The organism is Providencia sp. 6390 (assembly GCF_058148425.1).
This window is the reverse complement of the sequence record NZ_JBYVYL010000005.1, coordinates 291,913-308,518: the sequence shown is the minus strand read 5'-3', so window position 1 is coordinate 308,518 and position 16,606 is coordinate 291,913. Positions and strand designations below refer to the sequence as shown.

Below are 16,606 nucleotides of genomic sequence, written 5' to 3'. Positions count from 1 at the left end.
GAGATGGAATTGATATTAAGAGTGATGCTTTGCTCTTAACCCGAAAAATCAATCATAAAGATATGGAGCTAAAACATGGCGTGGAATCAGCCCGGTAATGACGGACAAGACCGCGATCCGTGGGGAAGCGGCAATAAAGGCGGCAACTCTGGCGGGAATAAAGGTGGTCGAAAACGTGGGGCTTCTGATCTCGACGATCTCTTTCGTAAACTGAGCAGTAAGCTTGGTGGTAAAAAAGGTGGCAATGGTGATGGTGATAATAAACAACCATCCCAAATCAGTGGTCGCCTTGGTATGTTGGCTCTTGCTGCTGTTGTAGTGGTATGGGCTGGTTCGGGCTTCTATACCATTAAAGAAAGTGACCGAGGCGTAGTTTTACGTTTTGGCGAATATAACGGTATTGTTGGGCCTGGTTTGAACTGGAAACCAACGTTTATTGACCGAGTGATCCCTGTTAACGTTGAAACCGTTCGTGAGCAAGCGACTAACGGTATGATGCTGACATCAGATGAAAACGTGATCCGCGTTGAAATGAACGTACAGTATCGTGTTACTGATCCTGCTGAATACCTGTTTAGTGTGACTAACCCAGATAACAGCCTGCGCCAAGCGTTAGATAGTGCGGTACGTGGTGTTATTGGTCAGTCTGCGATGGAACAAGTGCTGACGACAAACCGTGCATTCATTCGTGATGTGACGCAAAAAGAACTTGAAGCGACTATCGCACCATACAAAATGGGTATCACACTGCTTGACGTCAACTTCCAAGCGGCGCGTCCACCAGAAGATGTTAAAGCAGCATTTGATGATGTGATCGCGGCGAGGGAAGAAGAACAAAAAACTATTCGTGAAGCACATGCTTACCGTAACGAAGTTCTGCCGATGGCAAAAGGTAACGCACAGAAGCTAATTGAAGAAGCCGAAGCTTATAAGGCCAGTGTGGTGTTTAAAGCGGAAGGTGAGGTAGCAAGTTTTGCGAAAATGTTGCCTGAATACCGTGCAGCACCTGAAATTACTCGTGAGCGTCTCTACATTGATACAATGGAGCGTGTGTTAAGTAATACACGTAAAATTATTGCTAATGATAAGAGCAACAGCATGCTGGTTCTACCGCTAGATCAGTTGATGCGTGGTAGTGACAACAGTGCGGCACCAAAATCAAGCTTAGCGCCTAAAGTGATGAATCCAAATACAAATAGTTCATCATCTTATGGTTCGGCACCGGCACAACCAAATAGTGGTGTTCGTGGTGATGCCGTTAGAGTAGGGAGACAATAATCATGCGTAAATCGCTAATTGTTATCGTTATTGCCATTTTGGCAGTCGCTTACGCATCAATCTTTATTGTTCCTCAAACTGATCGCGGCATTGTTTTACGTTTTGGTAAGGTACTGCGTGACTCTGAAAACAAACCGATTATTTATGAACCGGGCCTGCACTTTAAAGTTCCGTTTCTTGAGACGGTTAAAATGCTTGATGCACGTATTCAGACGTTAGAAATCCAAGCAGACCGCTACTTAACGAGCGAAAACAAAGACCTAATGGTAGACTCATACCTGAAATGGCGCGTCACTGATTTTAGCCGTTACTATGTAGCGACTGGCGGTGGTAATCCATATCAAGCGGAAACACTGTTAAAACGTAAGTTTAGTGACCGTTTACGTTCTGAGTTTGGTCGTTTAAGCGTAAAAGATATCATCACTGACTCTCGTGGCCGTTTAACCATTGATGTACGTGATGCGTTGAACAAAGGAACTGCGATTGATGGCACTGCAGAAGAAGCTGATGCTGCTATCGCTTCTGCGGCGGCACGTGTAGAGCAAGAAACTAACTTGAAGCCTCTGGTGGTTAACGCCAACAGTATGGCTGCGTTAGGGATTGAAGTGGTTGACGTACGTATTAAACGTATTGAGCTACCAAATGAGGTCTCTGAGGCTATCTATGCACGTATGCGTGCAGAGCGTGAGGCGGTTGCTCGTCAGCATCGTTCACAAGGCCAAGAAGAAGCCACTAAGATCCGTGCGGTTGCTGATAAAACAGTAACAGAAACTTTGGCAGAAGCTGAGCGTACTGCGCTGACTTATCGCGGTGAAGGTGATGCAATGGCAACAAAACTGTTTGCTGATGCATTCAACCAAGATCCAGAGTTCTATGCCTTTATTCGTAGCTTACGTGCTTATGAGCAGAGCTTCAAAAATGGTGATGATGTAATGGTGCTTAGCCCAGATACTGACTTCTTCCGCTTTATGAAAGCACCGACTAAGCTACGTGCGACCGATTAAGTCACATGTAATCGATTAAGTTACGTGCAACAGTTGAAAATAACTGTTAATCTAGTAAAGAAAAGCCTGCTTCGCGGGCTTTTTTTTCGCCTGTCGTTTTAAGTTGTGGATTTTTCAGGGAAAATTCATGCTACTTGAGCAGATTACGATCAGTTTGGGTTACGGCAGAAATAAAAAATGCCATCTTTTTTGGTTTTCCAGAAAAAATTTTTACTGTGCTAAAAATCACTGGAACAGATTATTTTAGATGGTAGAATTCATTTTTAAGCAACCGAGTGTATTTCGAAATGGGTAAGAACGTTGTCGTACTGGGCACCCAATGGGGTGACGAAGGGAAGGGCAAGATTGTAGACTTGCTGACAGAGCGTGCTAAATACGTAGTTCGCTATCAGGGCGGCCATAATGCTGGCCATACTCTTGTTGTAAACGGTGAAAAAACCGTTCTCCACTTAATTCCATCCGGTATTCTTCGTGAAAACGTCATCAGCATTATTGCTAACGGTGTGGTACTTGCGCCTGATGCATTGATGAAAGAGATGAAGCAATTAGAAGAACGCGGTGTGCCTGTTCGCGAACGTTTATATATTTCTGAAGCATGCCCACTGATCCTGCCTTATCACGTGGCATTAGACAATGCGCGTGAAAAAGCACGTGGTGCGAAAGCGATCGGTACAACAGGTCGTGGTATTGGCCCTGCTTATGAAGACAAAGTAGCTCGTCGTGGCCTGCGTGTGGGCGATTTGTTTGATAAAGCGACTTTTGCTGAGAAATTGAAAGAGATCGTTGAGTATCATAACTTCCAATTGGTGAATTACTACAAAGAGCCAGCGGTTGATTATCAAAAAACTCTCGATGATATCATGGCAGTTGCTGATATCTTAACTGGTATGGTAATTGATGTTTCTGATCTGCTCTATAAAGCACATCAGAAGAATGAATTAGTTATGTTTGAAGGTGCACAAGGTACGTTACTGGATATTGACCACGGTACTTACCCGTATGTGACCTCTTCAAATACCACTGCTGGTGGTGTTGCAACGGGTTCAGGCTTAGGTCCACGTTATGTTAGCTATGTATTAGGTATTATTAAAGCTTACTCAACACGTGTTGGTGCTGGTCCATTCCCAACTGAGCTTTTTGACGAAACAGGTGAGTTCCTGCGTGAAAAAGGCCAAGAATTTGGTGCGACTACAGGTCGTAAACGCCGTACAGGTTGGTTAGATATCGTTGCTATTAACCGTGCAGTTCAGATCAACTCACTGTCTGGTTTCTGTATGACTAAACTAGACGTTTTAGATGGCCTGAAAGAAGTTAAAATCTGTGTAGGTTACCGCCGTCCAGATGGTCAAGTGCTTGAAACTACACCATTAGCAGCTGACGAGTGGGAAGGTTTAGAACCAGTCTACGAAGTCATGCCTGGTTGGAATGAAACAACATTTGGTGTTAAAGACAGAGCATTGTTGCCACAAGCTGCTTTAGATTACATCAAGCGTGTTGAAGATCTGACAGGTATTCCAGTTGATATTATTTCAACTGGCCCTGACCGCTCTGAAACCATGATCCTGCGTGACCCGTTTGATGCATAATCTAATCACACTGATTAGATGCTGATAGTGGCTTACTAGCAGATAAAAAACACCGATTTATTCGGTGTTTTTTGTTATTCGCTACCGATATTTTAAGTTAGTTAGATCGCTTCCGGATGGATGTTGATAAATTCGGAGCTTAAAGTATTTTGCTGATGCATTAACATACTCAAAAATTTCGGATTGGACTTCTTCATAATCGACCCAAATGGTTGAACGTGTGAAACAATAGATTTCGACAGGGAGCCCATTGGGTGTTGGCGGCATGGTTCGTATGACTAAATACATATCCGTTCTGACATCACCGCGCATTTTTATCCAATTTAAAATATATTTTCTAAATAGCTGTAAGTTAGTGACACCATTATTCACCATCCATTCATTGATATCCCCGATATTACTTCGTTCCTCTAACATATTTTCTATACTTTGGCGCAAGGGAGCTGTTGTTTTTAACTCGTTGAAGAGGTCTTCTGTTGCAAAGGAAATAGATGATTGATCAATGTAAAAACTACGCTTAATGCGACGCCCTCCTGAAGAAAACATAGGCTGCCAGTTGGTGTACTTTTCGGTCAAAAAATCTTTGGTGGGAATGCGAGAGATAGTGTTATCCCAGTTTCGAACTGTAATAGTGTGTAGTGCTATATCGATAACTTCTCCACTGATATTACTGCTTGGTAGCTCAATCCAATCATAGAGTTTTAACACCTTCCCATTTGATACTAAGATGTTGGCGACAAATGATAGCAGGGTGTGCTGAAATACAAACATTAATACCGCAGCAATAGCACCGAAGCTAGAAATAATAATGATTGGAGATTGCTCGGTCATCAGGGCGATGATCAAGATAAAGGAAATTATCCAAACAATAATTTTGGCTATTTCAATGTAGCCTTTTATCGAGTTATTTCGATGTAGTATTTTTTTTGATTGGCGGAGGATAAATACATCTAAGCCATCATTCACTAATGCGGCAACATTAATAATAATCAGCGCCCAGCAGATAGTTTTAAATGTGATGTTTACTTCATCAGAAAGTGAAGGTAGCATCTGATTGATATAAAGTACAAACGTCACAGCGACGATCGATGCAATTTTCTGAGCGATACCATCAATTAACTCGTCATCACTTAAATTAGTGAATAATGGTAACAACCTCCTAGCAGACCGCAAAAAAATCACTTTTCCAACAAACCACGTTAGTAGCAATATGACGACTAGAAGGGAAGTCATTAAGAAGGTGCTTCCTGATATATAATTATATATTTCAATAATTTGTTCCATAATTTCCTATGTCACCTCTTTATGGCACTGGCTTTGTATTGTAAAGCGGATCAAATGAAAAGATTTGATGTTAAAAGTGATAAAGCCGTGTCTATTTCCCAAGAAAGCTCTTTAAACAGTATAGATAAAGTGGGACAAGCTCAAGAAACACGAGTAGCCAAAAAATATGTGCTATTATGTGTTCGATTGTTCTTTGATATTATTTGTTGTAAATGTATAGCGGAAAATGCCTAAGCAATAAAGCATCTGCCATGGTAACGGCTCATCTCGCTATCTGGTGATAGAACGATTTTTTTCTTTGTAGTAAGTTAAACGCCAATAAAACGCTATCTTACGATGTCAAATTGAAGCGAAATTAATCTCGTTATATTTCATTATTTTATGGTTAGGGTGTTGTCCTAACGCAAAAAACTAGAGAGTAATTTTTCTATAATTTGAGATTGATAAGATACATATGGCGAGATTGTCATTGGCTTAGCCTAAATTTTTGAGGTGATTGTGCAGCTAACAAGTTTTACAGACTATGGACTACGTGCATTGATCTATTTGGCATCGCTCCCTGAAGGGAAAATGACCAGTATCACAGAAGTCACTGACGTTTATGGTGTCTCGCGTAATCATATGGTTAAGATCATTAACCAGCTCAGTCACCTTGGCTATATTAAAGCAACACGCGGTAAAAATGGTGGTATTACATTAGGACAAGCTGCAGAAACAATACGCATTGGTGATGTTGTTCGGGCGCTTGAACCCTTAACTTTAGTTAACTGTAGTGGTGAATTTTGTCATATCACACCCGCCTGTCGATTGAAGGGTGTGCTTCATCAGGCGATACAACAGTTTTTACAGGAACTCGATAAACATACGCTGGCTGATATGGTCAAAGACAACAGTCCGCTTTATCAATTACTGCTTGATTAAATAAGCGGTGATAACAAATTCTGATGACAACGGAGGTAACGATGTCACACGATCCTTTTCAGGAAAGAGAAGCAGAAAAATACGAATCCCCAATTCCTAGTAGAGAATTCATTCTTGAACTCCTGACTCAGCGGACTGCACCCGCTAAACGCGAAGAAATCGCACAGTTATTAAATCTTTCTTCAGAAGAAGAATTAGAAGCCTTGCGCCGCCGTTTGCGGGCAATGGAACGAGATGGACAATTAGTCTTCACTCGCCGTCAATGTTATGCCTTACCTGAGCGCTTAGACCTACTAAAAGGTAAAGTTATTGGTCACCGCGATGGTTATGGCTTTTTACGCGTAGAAGGTAAAAAAGAAGACTATTATCTGTCGCAAGACGAAATGAAACGCGCACTGCATGGTGATGTCATTTTAGCGCAACCTTATGGTCAAGATCGCAAAGGACGTACTGAAGTCCGTGTAGTGCGAGTACTTGAGCCACGTAATAACCAAATCGTTGGTCGCTATTTTATTGAATCAGGTATGGGTTTTGTCGTCCCTGATGATAGCCGTTTAAGTTTTGATATTTTAATCCCTAAAGATCAGATTAATGGTGCTCGTATGGGCAATGTGGTGGTGGTTGAACTGGTTTCAAGACCACAGCGTCGCGCTCAAGCAGTGGGTAATATTGTTGAAATTTTAGGTGAAAGCATGGGTACAGGTATGGCGGTTGAAATCGCTCTGCGTACTCATGAAATTCCACATTCATGGCCACCTCAAGTAGAGAAACAAGTTGCTGATTTAAGTGAGCAAGTGCCTGAGTCAGCCAAAAAAGGTCGTGTTGATCTGCGTGACTTACCATTGGTGACTATCGATGGTGAAGATGCGCGAGACTTTGACGATGCTGTACATTGCGCACCGAAAAAAGGTGGTGGCTGGCGTTTATGGGTAGCCATTGCGGATGTCAGCTATTATGTCCGTCAACAAACTGCATTAGATGATGAAGCTCGTAGCCGCGGTAACTCCGTTTATTTCCCATCACAAGTGGTTCCAATGTTGCCCGAAGTTCTGTCGAATGGCCTTTGCTCATTAAACCCAGGGGTTGATCGCCTGTGTATGGTGTGTGAAATGACCGTGTCAGCGACAGGGCGTTTGTCATCCTTTAAATTCTACGAAGCTGTGATGAATTCACATGCAAGGCTGACTTACACCAAAGTTTGGAAAATTTTGCAAGGCGATGAAGAGCTACGTGAACACTACAAAGCATTAGTTCCGCATATTGAACAGTTACATGCTCTGTATAAAACGTTGGATGCTGCACGTATTGAACGTGGTGCGATTTCGTTTGAATCAGAAGAAGCGAAATTTATTTTTAATGCAGAAAAACGTATTGAACGTATTGAGCCAGTTGAACGTAATGATGCTCACAAATTAATCGAAGAGTGCATGATTTTAGCCAATATTGCCGCAGCTCGTTTTGTTGAGAAAAATGAAGAGCCTGCGCTATATCGTGTGCATGACCGCCCGAAAGAAGAGAGCGTAATGAACTTGCGTTCGGTGTTTAGTGAGCTCGGACTGACATTACCGGGTGGCATGAAACCGGAACCAAAAGATTATGCACAGGTGATGAATGACGTGGCTGAGCGCCCTGATCATGAATTGCTGCAAACAATGATCTTACGTTCAATGAAACAAGCGATTTACGATCCTGAAAATCGAGGTCACTTCGGGTTGGCGCTAAAATCGTATGCACACTTTACGTCACCAATTCGTCGTTACCCAGACCTTACTTTGCACAGAGGCATCAAATATCTGCTGGCGAAAGAGCATGGTCATTCAGATCATCGCTGGACTCCAACAGGTGGTTGGCACTCTGATATGGATAGCATGTTGCAGCTAGGTGAGCACTGCTCCATGACTGAGCGTCGCGCTGATGAGGCTACCCGTGATGTCGCAGATTGGCTAAAATGTGACTTTATGCAAGACCAAGTAGGTCAAGTATTTACAGGTTTGATCACCAGTGTCACTGGTTTTGGCTTCTTTGTGCGCCTTAATGACTTATTCATTGATGGCTTAGTTCATGTATCGACACTCGATAACGATTACTATCGTTATGATGCCGTAGGTCAACGTTTGATTGGTGAATCATCGGGCACAACTTATCGTCTTGGTGATGAAGTTGAGATCCGTGTTGAAGCCGTACATATGGATGAACGTACTATTGATTTCGCCTTGATATCAACAACACGTAAGGCGAAAAATCCGGGCAAAACAACCCGTGATAAAATGAAGAAAGAAGTCAAAAATGCCACTAAATCAGCTCGTGGTAAGCGTGATGTCAGTAAAGAAAAGAATTTCGAACCTGATTCTGCTTTCCGTCGTTCAGAGAAGAAAGGCAAGAAAACGGACAAGAAAACAGATAAAAAAGCGGATACAAAGGCAAAAGCTAAAAAAGCCTCTGATAAAACCAAAAAGATCAGTGCAAAATTAAAAGCAAAACGCGCAGCGAAAAAAGCCGAGAAGCAAGAAGGCTAATGTGAGTAAGGGAGGTAGCGTAGGCTACCAGAGGTTGTTGACGAAGTGGGATAAAAGCGTGGTTTTTCCCACTCCGTGTTATCAGCCGAAAATCAATAAATTGATTTTCCTAGTTTATTTCAAAAACCTTAACGACTGCCGACAAACAGAGTACGTTTGTCAGCAGCCTGAGGTGGCGTAGGCTACCTCAAGCTGCAAGCAAATTATGTTTGGTGGCGTGATGCCACCTTGAACTCCATCAACAAAAAAGATATTTATGAGCGAAATTATTTACGGCATTCATGCGGTGAAAGCCTTACTTGATCGTGATGCATCACGGATCAAAGAAGTTTATATGTTAAAAGGGCGTGAAGATCGCCGTTTGATGCCAATTATTCATGAAATCGAGGCGCTTGGTATTGTCGTACAAGTTGCTAATCGCCAATGGATGGATACACAAACGGAAGGGGCTGTGCACCAAGGCATTATTGCGAAGGTTTTACCGGGTAAACAGTACCAAGAAGGCGATTTACCTGATTTTCTTGAAAGCACAGAAGCCCCGTTTTTATTAATTTTAGATGGCGTGACAGATCCTCACAACCTAGGCGCTTGCCTACGAAGTGCTGATGCTGCGGGTGTACATGCGGTGATCGTGCCTAAAGATAAATCTGCACAATTGAATGCAACAGCGAAAAAAGTCGCATGTGGTGCCGCAGAAAGCATACCGCTGTTCCGTGTGACTAACTTGGCAAGAACATTGCGCTTGTTGCAAGAGTACAATATTTGGATTGTCGGCACTGCAGGCGAAGCGGATCACACCCTCTATCAAAGTAAACTCACAGGCCCGATGGCGTTAGTGATGGGTGCTGAAGGTGAAGGTATGCGCCGTTTGACTCGTGAACATTGTGATGAGTTAATCAGTATCCCAATGGCAGGAACGGTTTCTTCATTGAATGTCTCGGTGGCGACAGGGGTTTGTTTATTTGAAGCCGTGCGCCAGCGCAGCGCAAAATAAATAATTTTTCACCATCCCTTGAGTTTTTTCTCTGGGGTGGGTATAGTTACGCGTCAATTTTTTAGCCGCACTCAACAAGTTCCTTGCCTCCGCGGGCCGCGGTTAACCCAGACAGGAGGCTAATAATCCGTAAGGAGCAACTACTAATGCGTCATTACGAAATCGTTTTTATGGTCCATCCTGACCAAAGCGAACAGGTTCCGGGCATGATCGAGCGTTACAGTGCAGTTATCACTAACGCACAAGGTCAGATTCACCGTCTGGAAGACTGGGGCCGCCGTCAACTGGCTTACCCAATCAATAAACTGCACAAAGCACACTATGTTCTTCTGAACGTAGAAGCGCCGCAGGAAGCGATTGATGAGCTGGAAACTAACTTCCGCTTCAACGATGCCGTTATCCGCAGCATGGTTATGCGCTTAAAACACGCAGTAACAGAAGCTTCTCCAATGGTTAAAGCTAAAGACGAACGTCGTGGCCGTGACCTTTCTGATGAATATCAGGATGAAGAAGCAGAAGAAACTGGGGATTCTGAAGAGTAATTGCGCAGGTGTTCACTAATCGTTTGGTGCTCACAGGCACAGTCTGTAAAGCATTGATTCGAAAAGTGAGTCCGTCAGGCATCCCTCACTGCCAGTTTGTTTTAGAACATCGTTCTCAGCAACAGGAAGCAGGGTTGACTCGGCAAGCATGGTGCAGAATGCCCATAATTGCTAGCGGACAAGCCTTACAAGCCCATACTCACAGTATAACGGTCGGCAGTCGGATTACAGTCACTGGTTTTATTAGCACCCACCAAGGGCGCAATGGCTTAAGTAAACTGGTCCTTCATGCCGAGCAGATTGATTTGATAGATTCTGGAGACTAGCCATATGGCACGTTATTTCCGTCGTCGCAAGTTCTGCCGTTTCACAGCGGAAGGCGTTCAAGAGATCGACTATAAAGATATCGCAACGCTGAAAAACTATATCACTGAAAGTGGTAAAATTGTACCAAGCCGTATCACCGGTACTCGTGCAAAATATCAGCGTCAGCTCGCTCGTGCTATCAAGCGCGCTCGCTACCTGTCTCTGTTGCCATACACTGATCGTCATCAGTAATTGGTACAGTCCATTAACGACTTTAAGAGGATAAGGTAATGCAAGTTATTCTGCTTGATAAAGTAGCTAACCTAGGTAGCCTGGGTGATCAGGTTAACGTTAAATCGGGCTATGCTCGTAACTACTTAGTTCCACAGGGCAAAGCTGTTCCTGCAACTAAGAAAAACATCGAATTCTTCGAAGCTCGCCGCGCTGAACTGGAAGCTAAATTAGCTGACGTTCTAGCAGCAGCTCAGGCTCGTGCTGCAGCTGTTACTGCACTGGGTTCTGTTACACTGGCTTCTAAAGCTGGTGACGAAGGTAAACTGTTTGGTTCTATCGGTACTCGTGACATCGCTGATGCAGTAACTGCAGCTGGCGTTGCAATCGCGAAAAGCGAAGTTCGCCTGCCAAATGGCGTTCTGCGTACTACTGGTGACCACGAAGTTCACTTCCAGTTACACAGCGATGTTTTTGCAGAGCTGAACGTTATCATCGTTGCTGAGTAATCAAAAATGATGGTAGTGCCATTGGTTGACTGATGGCACAAAAAACACCGGCTGGTCCGGTGTTTTTTATTGCTTATAATAAAATTAGTTGGGGTGTATGCCCATAGCTAATTTTAGCTCAGACAGTGTGATCATTAAAAGCATCGGCTCAACCAGTGATGAAGTAAAGCCAACATGCTCATAAAAGCGTTTAGCATCTTCGCTCAATGCATGAACAACCAATCCTCTCACACCAATGATATCTGCTGCTTGAATAACACGCAGTGCAGCATCCTTGATAAGGCCTCGGCCAATTCCCAATCCTTTTGCTTTTTGATCTACCGCTAGGCGGCCTAGTAAAATAATAGGGATCTCTGAAGGCATATTGCGACGAAAACGGCCAATAGCTTGGTTATTTCTAATAATGCCTGTAGAAAGAGCGTAATAAGCAATAACTTGACTATGTTCACTGATAACAAAGGTACGTGATACGCCTGAATTTTGATTCTGCAGTGCGCGTGTTTTTAGCCAAAGATCTAATGATGCTTCCCCTGAATTAAAATGATTAACATCATGTGTGTGTGACAATGGCTCTGGAGCCGTGATATTCAATATTATTTTTCCCACGGTGACCTAGTTTGCATTGTTTTTTGCAGAGCACCGTTTGATGTTGGTGACATATCTAGTTGTTCAACAAACTGTTGATATACCTCAGGTGCTACACTGATAACTCTTAGGTCAGCAAGTGTTTCTTCAGCAGCTTTACGTGCAGCCTCTAATACAAATTCAGTTCTATTTTTACCAACAGCAGCTGATGCTCTATCGATAAGAATTTTATCTTCAGGTTTGATACGTAAGTTCAATGATGAACGAGTAACATTAATTTTAGGCTCTGCCGTAGGGTTTTCATTACGATTTGGCATCGCAGACCTCTTCTAAAGAATAAAGTTGAGCTAAACTATAGCACGGTGTAATGTCATTGTCATTACGCCATCAGCTAAAGCAAAGCTCTAAATGCAACAGGCTTTAAGGTGTTCGGTAGTAGCTGCCATCGCTTAGACGAGCAAAACTAAAGCTTTTCCCTTCTGGAGTGGTGATCTCCAATACTTCGACTTCACCTTTCGCATTGGATTTTAAACGAACTTTTTGGCCTTTATGTAAATTGCTTAAAGGTTTTTCTGCACCTTCCACTCGTGCCATTACAAAAGCATCATTTGCTTGCAAATTATTATCACGAAATAGCTGCGCGAGCGTTTTCCCTTTTTGTATTTGATAATTTTGCCACTCATTGGCTGATGGGCGAGGTTGCTGCGTTTGTTTTGGTGGCGCTGTTGTCGTAGGTGGTACGGTTGTTGTTGGAGGGGGGGCAACAGGTACTGGTTCAGTAGGTGGCTCCTGAATGATTTCTGGTTCAGTAGGTAAGCCTGTTAGTGGCTGCTCAGTCTCTCCGTTGGCGAGAGGGTCTTCAGGTGGTGGCGTGACGATCTCTGGTGCTGCCGGTGGTGGCACAACAATCGGTTGAGACTGGCTTGGGATCGTTTGGCTTTCGGTGTTCTTTTCACCGGTAGGCCAAAACAGTGCCGCTAATATGATAAGCGCTAAAATAGCGATACCAATACGATGAAATACCGAAAGTCTAAACATAGTTCCTCCTTGATTGAGGAAAATAGCATTAAGCTGAATGAATATATTGTTATTCAAATACTAGCATTGATTTTCAGCAAATTGATTACTCAATGTTATTTTTCAGAGAACACTTAATCATGCTGAAATTGATAGCTAATCAGTAAATCGTTTAGGTTTACCCATAAGGGTAAGGCTGTTATCCTTGGTTTTTTCTTAAAACCATACAGGTATTTTCATGGCAAACCAAAATTTTGATTCAGTAGAAGCACAAGCAAGTTATGGCATTGGCTTACAAGTTGGTCAACAACTACTAGAGTCTGGCTTAGAAGGCTTAGTTCCTGAAGCGATCCTCGCGGGTCTGACTGATGCACTAGAAGGTAATATGCCTTCAGTTCCTGTTGAAGCTCTGCACAAAGCGCTACGTGAAATTCACGAACGTGCTGATGCTGTGCGTGTTTCTCGCCAAGAAGCAATGGCAGCAGAAGGCCGTGCATTCCTAGAAGAAAACCAAAAGCGTGAAGGTGTTTCAACGACTGATTCAGGTTTGCAATTCTCTGTGATCAATCAAGGTGAGGGGGCGATCCCTGCACGTAGCGATCGTGTTCGCGTACACTACACTGGTCGTCTAGTTGATGGCACTGTATTTGATAGCTCTGTTCAACGTGGTCAACCCGCTGAGTTCCCAGTTAGTGGTGTGATCCCTGGTTGGATTGAAGCTCTGACTTTGATGCCTGTTGGTTCTAAGTGGGAGCTCTACATTCCTTCTGAACTGGCTTATGGTGAGCGTGGTGCTGGCGCATCGATCCCGCCATTCAGCACCCTTGTATTTGAAGTTGAGTTATTAGATATTCTGTAATTCGACTGATCATTAAATTGTAAAATAGCGGGTTAAATAGCCCGCTATTTTTTTATCTATACTCTAAATAATTCGAGGTGCAGCTAGGCGATAAGTGAATGAGTCACTAGGAGCCTACATAATTATGACTAGCTCACTATACCTTGACGAAAAGCGCTGCAGCTTGAAGTATGACGAGTATATAAGGTCAGTAGAAAAAGGTGCATCAGTTGCTTATGGCTGCTAACCTAGTTTGAACAGTCAGCGGGAGAGAGGTGAACTATGTTAAAACAAATTTGCGAACTGGCTATCGAGGCGGGTTCAGCTATCATGGGTTACTATACAGCGGAAGAACCTTTACAGGTTGAACGTAAAAGTGATGATTCACCCGTCACTGCTGCAGATATTGCGGCTCATAACATTATTACAGCCGGTCTAGCTCGTATCGCCCCAGATATACCTCAAATATCAGAAGAAGCACCGCCACCATGGGATGAACGTAAAAATTGGCAACGCTATTGGTTGATTGATCCATTGGATGGAACCAAAGAATTTATCCATCGTAATGGTGATTTTACCGTCAATATCGCGTTAATTGAAAATGGTGTTCCTGTCATGGGCGTGGTTTATGCACCTGCCAAAGATTTGATTTATTACGCTGAAGGCAATCAAGCGTGGAAAGAAGAAGGCGGTCATAAACAATCTATTCATGTAAAAGAGATGATGCCGCCTACCATTGTTATCAGCCGCTCTCATCAGGACAGTGAGTTACGTGATTACCTTAATCAAATGGGTAGCCATGAAACTGTGGCGGTCGGGTCATCATTAAAGTTTTGCTTAGTGGCTGAAGGTAAAGCACAACTTTATCCACGTTTTGGGCCAACTAATATTTGGGATACGGCAGCAGGCCACGCAGTGGCAATTGCTTCGGGGGCCAAAGTGCTAGATTGGAATGGAAAAGCGCTGGATTATACGCCTCGTGAATCCTTTTTAAACCCAGGGTTTCGTGTCACGTTGTTTTGATTTGGATGAAGAAAGGTGGGAAAACGTGATTATTTTTCCCACCACAACTGAATTAATTATCCAGTTTTAATACTTTTGCCGTTGTGGCTCGAATATCAAGGCAAGCTTTGGCGTCAACTTTTAAGTCAATTCCATAAGTTGGAATGATATCTTTCAGGCGAGCTTCCCAGCCATCTGAATTTAATTGATCTGCAAAGCAGGTTTTCAATACATTCAACGCGATAAAGGCTGCTGTAGAGGCTCCCGGTGATGCGCCCATCAAGACAGTAAATGACTTATCTGCACTAGTAATCAGCTCTGTACCGAATTCTAAAACGCCTTTTTTGTCGTGATCTGGCTTAATGATTTGGACACGTTGGCCCGCAACCACTTCTTTCCAGTCTTCATGCTGTGCTTCAGGGTAGAATTGTTGCAGCATGGCAAATTGGTGCGCTGAAGTTTGTAACACTTGACCGACTAAATATTCAGCCAGTGACCAGTTATCTTTTGCAACCGCAAGCATTGGCTCAAGGTTATTTAATTTAACCGATTCAAACAGATCTAAATAAGAGCCGTGTTTAAGGAACTTACTGGAAAAACCTGCATAAGGCCCAAATAACAGGGAGCGCTTACCGCCAATGATACGTGTATCTAAGTGCGGAACCGACATTGGTGGTGAGCCTTTGTCTGCTTTACCATACACTTTTGCATGGTGGCGAGAGGCAATTTCCTCGTTATCGCAACGTAACCATATACCGCTGACTGGAAAACCGCCATAGCCTTTGCCTTCAGGGATCCCTGATTTCTGTAGCAGCTCAATGGCGCGTCCACCAGCACCCACAAATACAAATTTCGCAGAAGTGATGGTTTTTTCATGCGTGATTAGGTTTTTAACTTCAATATTCCATCTGCCATCGGCTGTCTTTTTAATATCAATGACTTCATGTTTATAGTGAACTGAAAAACCGGATTGTTCGCTTAGTTGCGCCATTAATAAGTGAGTTAGTGCACCGTAATCGACATCAGCACCAGTGTTAACGCGGGTGACAGCAATCGCTTCTTTTGGATCACGGCCTTCCATGATCAATGGTGCCCACTCGTTGATCTGTTTTGGATCATCACTGTATTCCATGTTGTGGTAACAGTGGTGCGCAGACATTTGCTTGTAGCGCTGTTGGAGGAATTTTACGTTGTCTTCACCCCAAACAAAGCTCATATGTGGACATGGGTGAATAAAGTCACGTGGATCTTTAATTTTGCCTTTGGTGACCAGATAAGACCAAAGTTGGCGTGAGAGGTCAAATTCGGTGTTTACTTCAAGTGCTTTACTGATATCCACTGTGCCATCTGGGTTTGGTGGCGTATAGTTCATCTCACAGTTAGCAGCGTGGCCTGTACCTGCGTTGTTCCATGGATGAGAACTTTCTTGGGCGCAATCATTGAGCCTTTCAAAAATAGCGATGTTGAGCGATGGTTCGAGTTCTTTTAAAAAAGTTCCCAATGTAGCACTCATGATACCTGCACCGATTAGCGCGATATCGACTTGTTCAGAAATAGGCTTACTCATTAAAAACTCCTACTGCTTAGTGGGTTTAAAACACAGTTCTGTGCCTTCTTGATACACAACATAAGCACGACGCCATGGCTCATCACCAATTAAACGCCATTTGTGACCAGTGCCTGTATTATCTTGTGCTAATAAAACATCACCTGGTTTGATAATAAATGTTGAGCCATCTTTAGTTTCAAACTCTAGGGTGCCGGTCAGTGTCAGCACATAACGTGGAACAGGATCTTTGTGCCAGTCCCATGAGCCGCCTGATGTGGTTTCACGAAATGAAAGTTCGCTCACCGCAATCGCAGGGGTTTCATTGTCGCCCCTTGCTTCACCACTTAACTCTATTGTGCCTTCTTCAAAAAGAGAGTTACCATCTTCACCGGTCCACATACGAACACAACGTATCATATTATTAACCTTTTAGTTTGTATGTTG

General features: G+C 43.3%; 19 protein-coding genes. 13 read left to right on the top strand and 6 right to left on the bottom strand.

Features of this window, described 5'->3' with window-relative positions; translation table 11 throughout:
* The first annotated feature begins 75 nt into the window (after nucleotides 1-75).
* From hflK to AC3Z9T_RS13025, 3 genes are all read left to right on the top strand, one after another.
* Nucleotides 76-1,278: an FtsH protease activity modulator HflK gene (gene hflK / locus AC3Z9T_RS13035; RefSeq protein ID WP_490126542.1), complete on the top strand. Its 1,203-nt coding sequence runs from the start codon at nucleotides 76-78 to the stop codon at nucleotides 1,276-1,278.
* Nucleotides 1,279-1,280: 2 nt separating this feature from the next.
* On the top strand, nucleotides 1,281-2,282 hold the full coding sequence (hflC, locus tag AC3Z9T_RS13030) for a protease modulator HflC (RefSeq protein WP_490126541.1): 1,002 nt from the start codon (nucleotides 1,281-1,283) through the stop codon (nucleotides 2,280-2,282).
* A gap of 287 nt (nucleotides 2,283-2,569) precedes the next feature.
* Complete coding sequence (locus AC3Z9T_RS13025; protein ID WP_490126540.1) at nucleotides 2,570-3,868, top strand: adenylosuccinate synthase; 1,299 nt, start codon at nucleotides 2,570-2,572, stop codon at nucleotides 3,866-3,868.
* An 81-nt stretch (nucleotides 3,869-3,949) separates the two neighbouring features.
* Here the strand turns inward: AC3Z9T_RS13025 and AC3Z9T_RS13020 are convergent, their stop codons facing one another.
* Entirely contained in the window at nucleotides 3,950-5,152 is a 1,203-nt protein-coding gene (locus AC3Z9T_RS13020; RefSeq protein WP_490126539.1) for a mechanosensitive ion channel family protein, read from the bottom strand.
* 54 nt (nucleotides 5,153-5,206) lie between these two features.
* On the opposite strand from AC3Z9T_RS13020, the gene AC3Z9T_RS13015 reads away from it, so the two are divergent.
* The 8 genes from AC3Z9T_RS13015 to rplI all read left to right on the top strand — a co-directional run bounded on the left by AC3Z9T_RS13015 (nucleotide 5,207) and on the right by rplI (nucleotide 11,171).
* On the top strand, nucleotides 5,207-5,386 hold the full coding sequence (locus AC3Z9T_RS13015) for a hypothetical protein (protein WP_490126538.1): 180 nt from the start codon (nucleotides 5,207-5,209) through the stop codon (nucleotides 5,384-5,386).
* Nucleotides 5,387-5,650: 264 nt separating this feature from the next.
* On the top strand, nucleotides 5,651-6,073 hold the full coding sequence (gene nsrR / locus AC3Z9T_RS13010) for a nitric oxide-sensing transcriptional repressor NsrR (protein WP_490126537.1): 423 nt from the start codon (nucleotides 5,651-5,653) through the stop codon (nucleotides 6,071-6,073).
* A 41-nt stretch (nucleotides 6,074-6,114) separates the two neighbouring features.
* On the top strand, nucleotides 6,115-8,589 hold the full coding sequence (gene rnr / locus AC3Z9T_RS13005; RefSeq protein WP_490126536.1) for a ribonuclease R: 2,475 nt from the start codon (nucleotides 6,115-6,117) through the stop codon (nucleotides 8,587-8,589).
* Between the two features lie 256 nt (nucleotides 8,590-8,845).
* A complete protein-coding gene (rlmB, locus tag AC3Z9T_RS13000) occupies nucleotides 8,846-9,583 on the top strand; it encodes a 23S rRNA (guanosine(2251)-2'-O)-methyltransferase RlmB (RefSeq protein WP_490126535.1) in 738 nt (245 codons plus the stop codon).
* 146 nt (nucleotides 9,584-9,729) lie between these two features.
* The gene (gene rpsF, locus AC3Z9T_RS12995) at nucleotides 9,730-10,125 is read left to right on the top strand and encodes a 30S ribosomal protein S6 (RefSeq protein ID WP_430261420.1); all 396 of its coding nucleotides are present in this window, start codon (nucleotides 9,730-9,732) and stop codon (nucleotides 10,123-10,125) included.
* An 8-nt stretch (nucleotides 10,126-10,133) separates the two neighbouring features.
* Nucleotides 10,134-10,451 (top strand): primosomal replication protein N, encoded by a 318-nt coding sequence (gene priB / locus AC3Z9T_RS12990; RefSeq protein WP_490126534.1) that lies wholly within the window; start codon nucleotides 10,134-10,136, stop codon nucleotides 10,449-10,451.
* Nucleotides 10,452-10,455: 4 nt separating this feature from the next.
* Nucleotides 10,456-10,683: a 30S ribosomal protein S18 gene (gene rpsR, locus AC3Z9T_RS12985; RefSeq protein ID WP_000135199.1), complete on the top strand. Its 228-nt coding sequence runs from the start codon at nucleotides 10,456-10,458 to the stop codon at nucleotides 10,681-10,683.
* Nucleotides 10,684-10,721: 38 nt separating this feature from the next.
* On the top strand, nucleotides 10,722-11,171 hold the full coding sequence (rplI, locus tag AC3Z9T_RS12980; protein ID WP_154622442.1) for a 50S ribosomal protein L9: 450 nt from the start codon (nucleotides 10,722-10,724) through the stop codon (nucleotides 11,169-11,171).
* Nucleotides 11,172-11,255: 84 nt separating this feature from the next.
* Here the strand turns inward: rplI and AC3Z9T_RS12975 are convergent, their stop codons facing one another.
* From AC3Z9T_RS12975 to AC3Z9T_RS12965, 3 genes are all read right to left on the bottom strand, one after another.
* Nucleotides 11,256-11,762, bottom strand: a complete 507-nt coding sequence (locus tag AC3Z9T_RS12975) for a GNAT family N-acetyltransferase (RefSeq protein ID WP_490126533.1) — start codon at nucleotides 11,760-11,762, stop codon at nucleotides 11,256-11,258.
* Nucleotides 11,763-11,764: 2 nt separating this feature from the next.
* A complete protein-coding gene (locus AC3Z9T_RS12970) occupies nucleotides 11,765-12,073 on the bottom strand; it encodes a type II toxin-antitoxin system TacA family antitoxin (RefSeq protein ID WP_490126532.1) in 309 nt (102 codons plus the stop codon).
* Between the two features lie 103 nt (nucleotides 12,074-12,176).
* The gene (locus AC3Z9T_RS12965; protein WP_490126531.1) at nucleotides 12,177-12,794 is read right to left on the bottom strand and encodes a LysM-like peptidoglycan-binding domain-containing protein; all 618 of its coding nucleotides are present in this window, start codon (nucleotides 12,792-12,794) and stop codon (nucleotides 12,177-12,179) included.
* Between the two features lie 217 nt (nucleotides 12,795-13,011).
* Between AC3Z9T_RS12965 and bamJ the strand changes: the two genes are divergently transcribed.
* Nucleotides 13,012-13,632, top strand: a complete 621-nt coding sequence (gene bamJ / locus AC3Z9T_RS12960; protein WP_490126530.1) for a BamJ family beta-barrel-assembly machinery protein — start codon at nucleotides 13,012-13,014, stop codon at nucleotides 13,630-13,632.
* Nucleotides 13,633-13,893: 261 nt separating this feature from the next.
* Complete coding sequence (gene cysQ, locus AC3Z9T_RS12955) at nucleotides 13,894-14,634, top strand: 3'(2'),5'-bisphosphate nucleotidase CysQ (protein WP_490126529.1); 741 nt, start codon at nucleotides 13,894-13,896, stop codon at nucleotides 14,632-14,634.
* 52 nt (nucleotides 14,635-14,686) lie between these two features.
* Here cysQ and mqo read toward each other — a convergent pair whose 3' ends face one another.
* Both mqo and AC3Z9T_RS12945 read right to left on the bottom strand, forming a co-directional pair.
* Nucleotides 14,687-16,180, bottom strand: coding sequence for a malate dehydrogenase (quinone) (gene mqo, locus AC3Z9T_RS12950; RefSeq protein WP_490126528.1), 1,494 nt, complete (start codon nucleotides 16,178-16,180; stop codon nucleotides 14,687-14,689).
* 9 nt (nucleotides 16,181-16,189) lie between these two features.
* Nucleotides 16,190-16,579, bottom strand: a complete 390-nt coding sequence (locus AC3Z9T_RS12945) for a cupin domain-containing protein (protein ID WP_490126527.1) — start codon at nucleotides 16,577-16,579, stop codon at nucleotides 16,190-16,192.
* Between the last annotated feature and the right edge of the window lie 27 nt (nucleotides 16,580-16,606).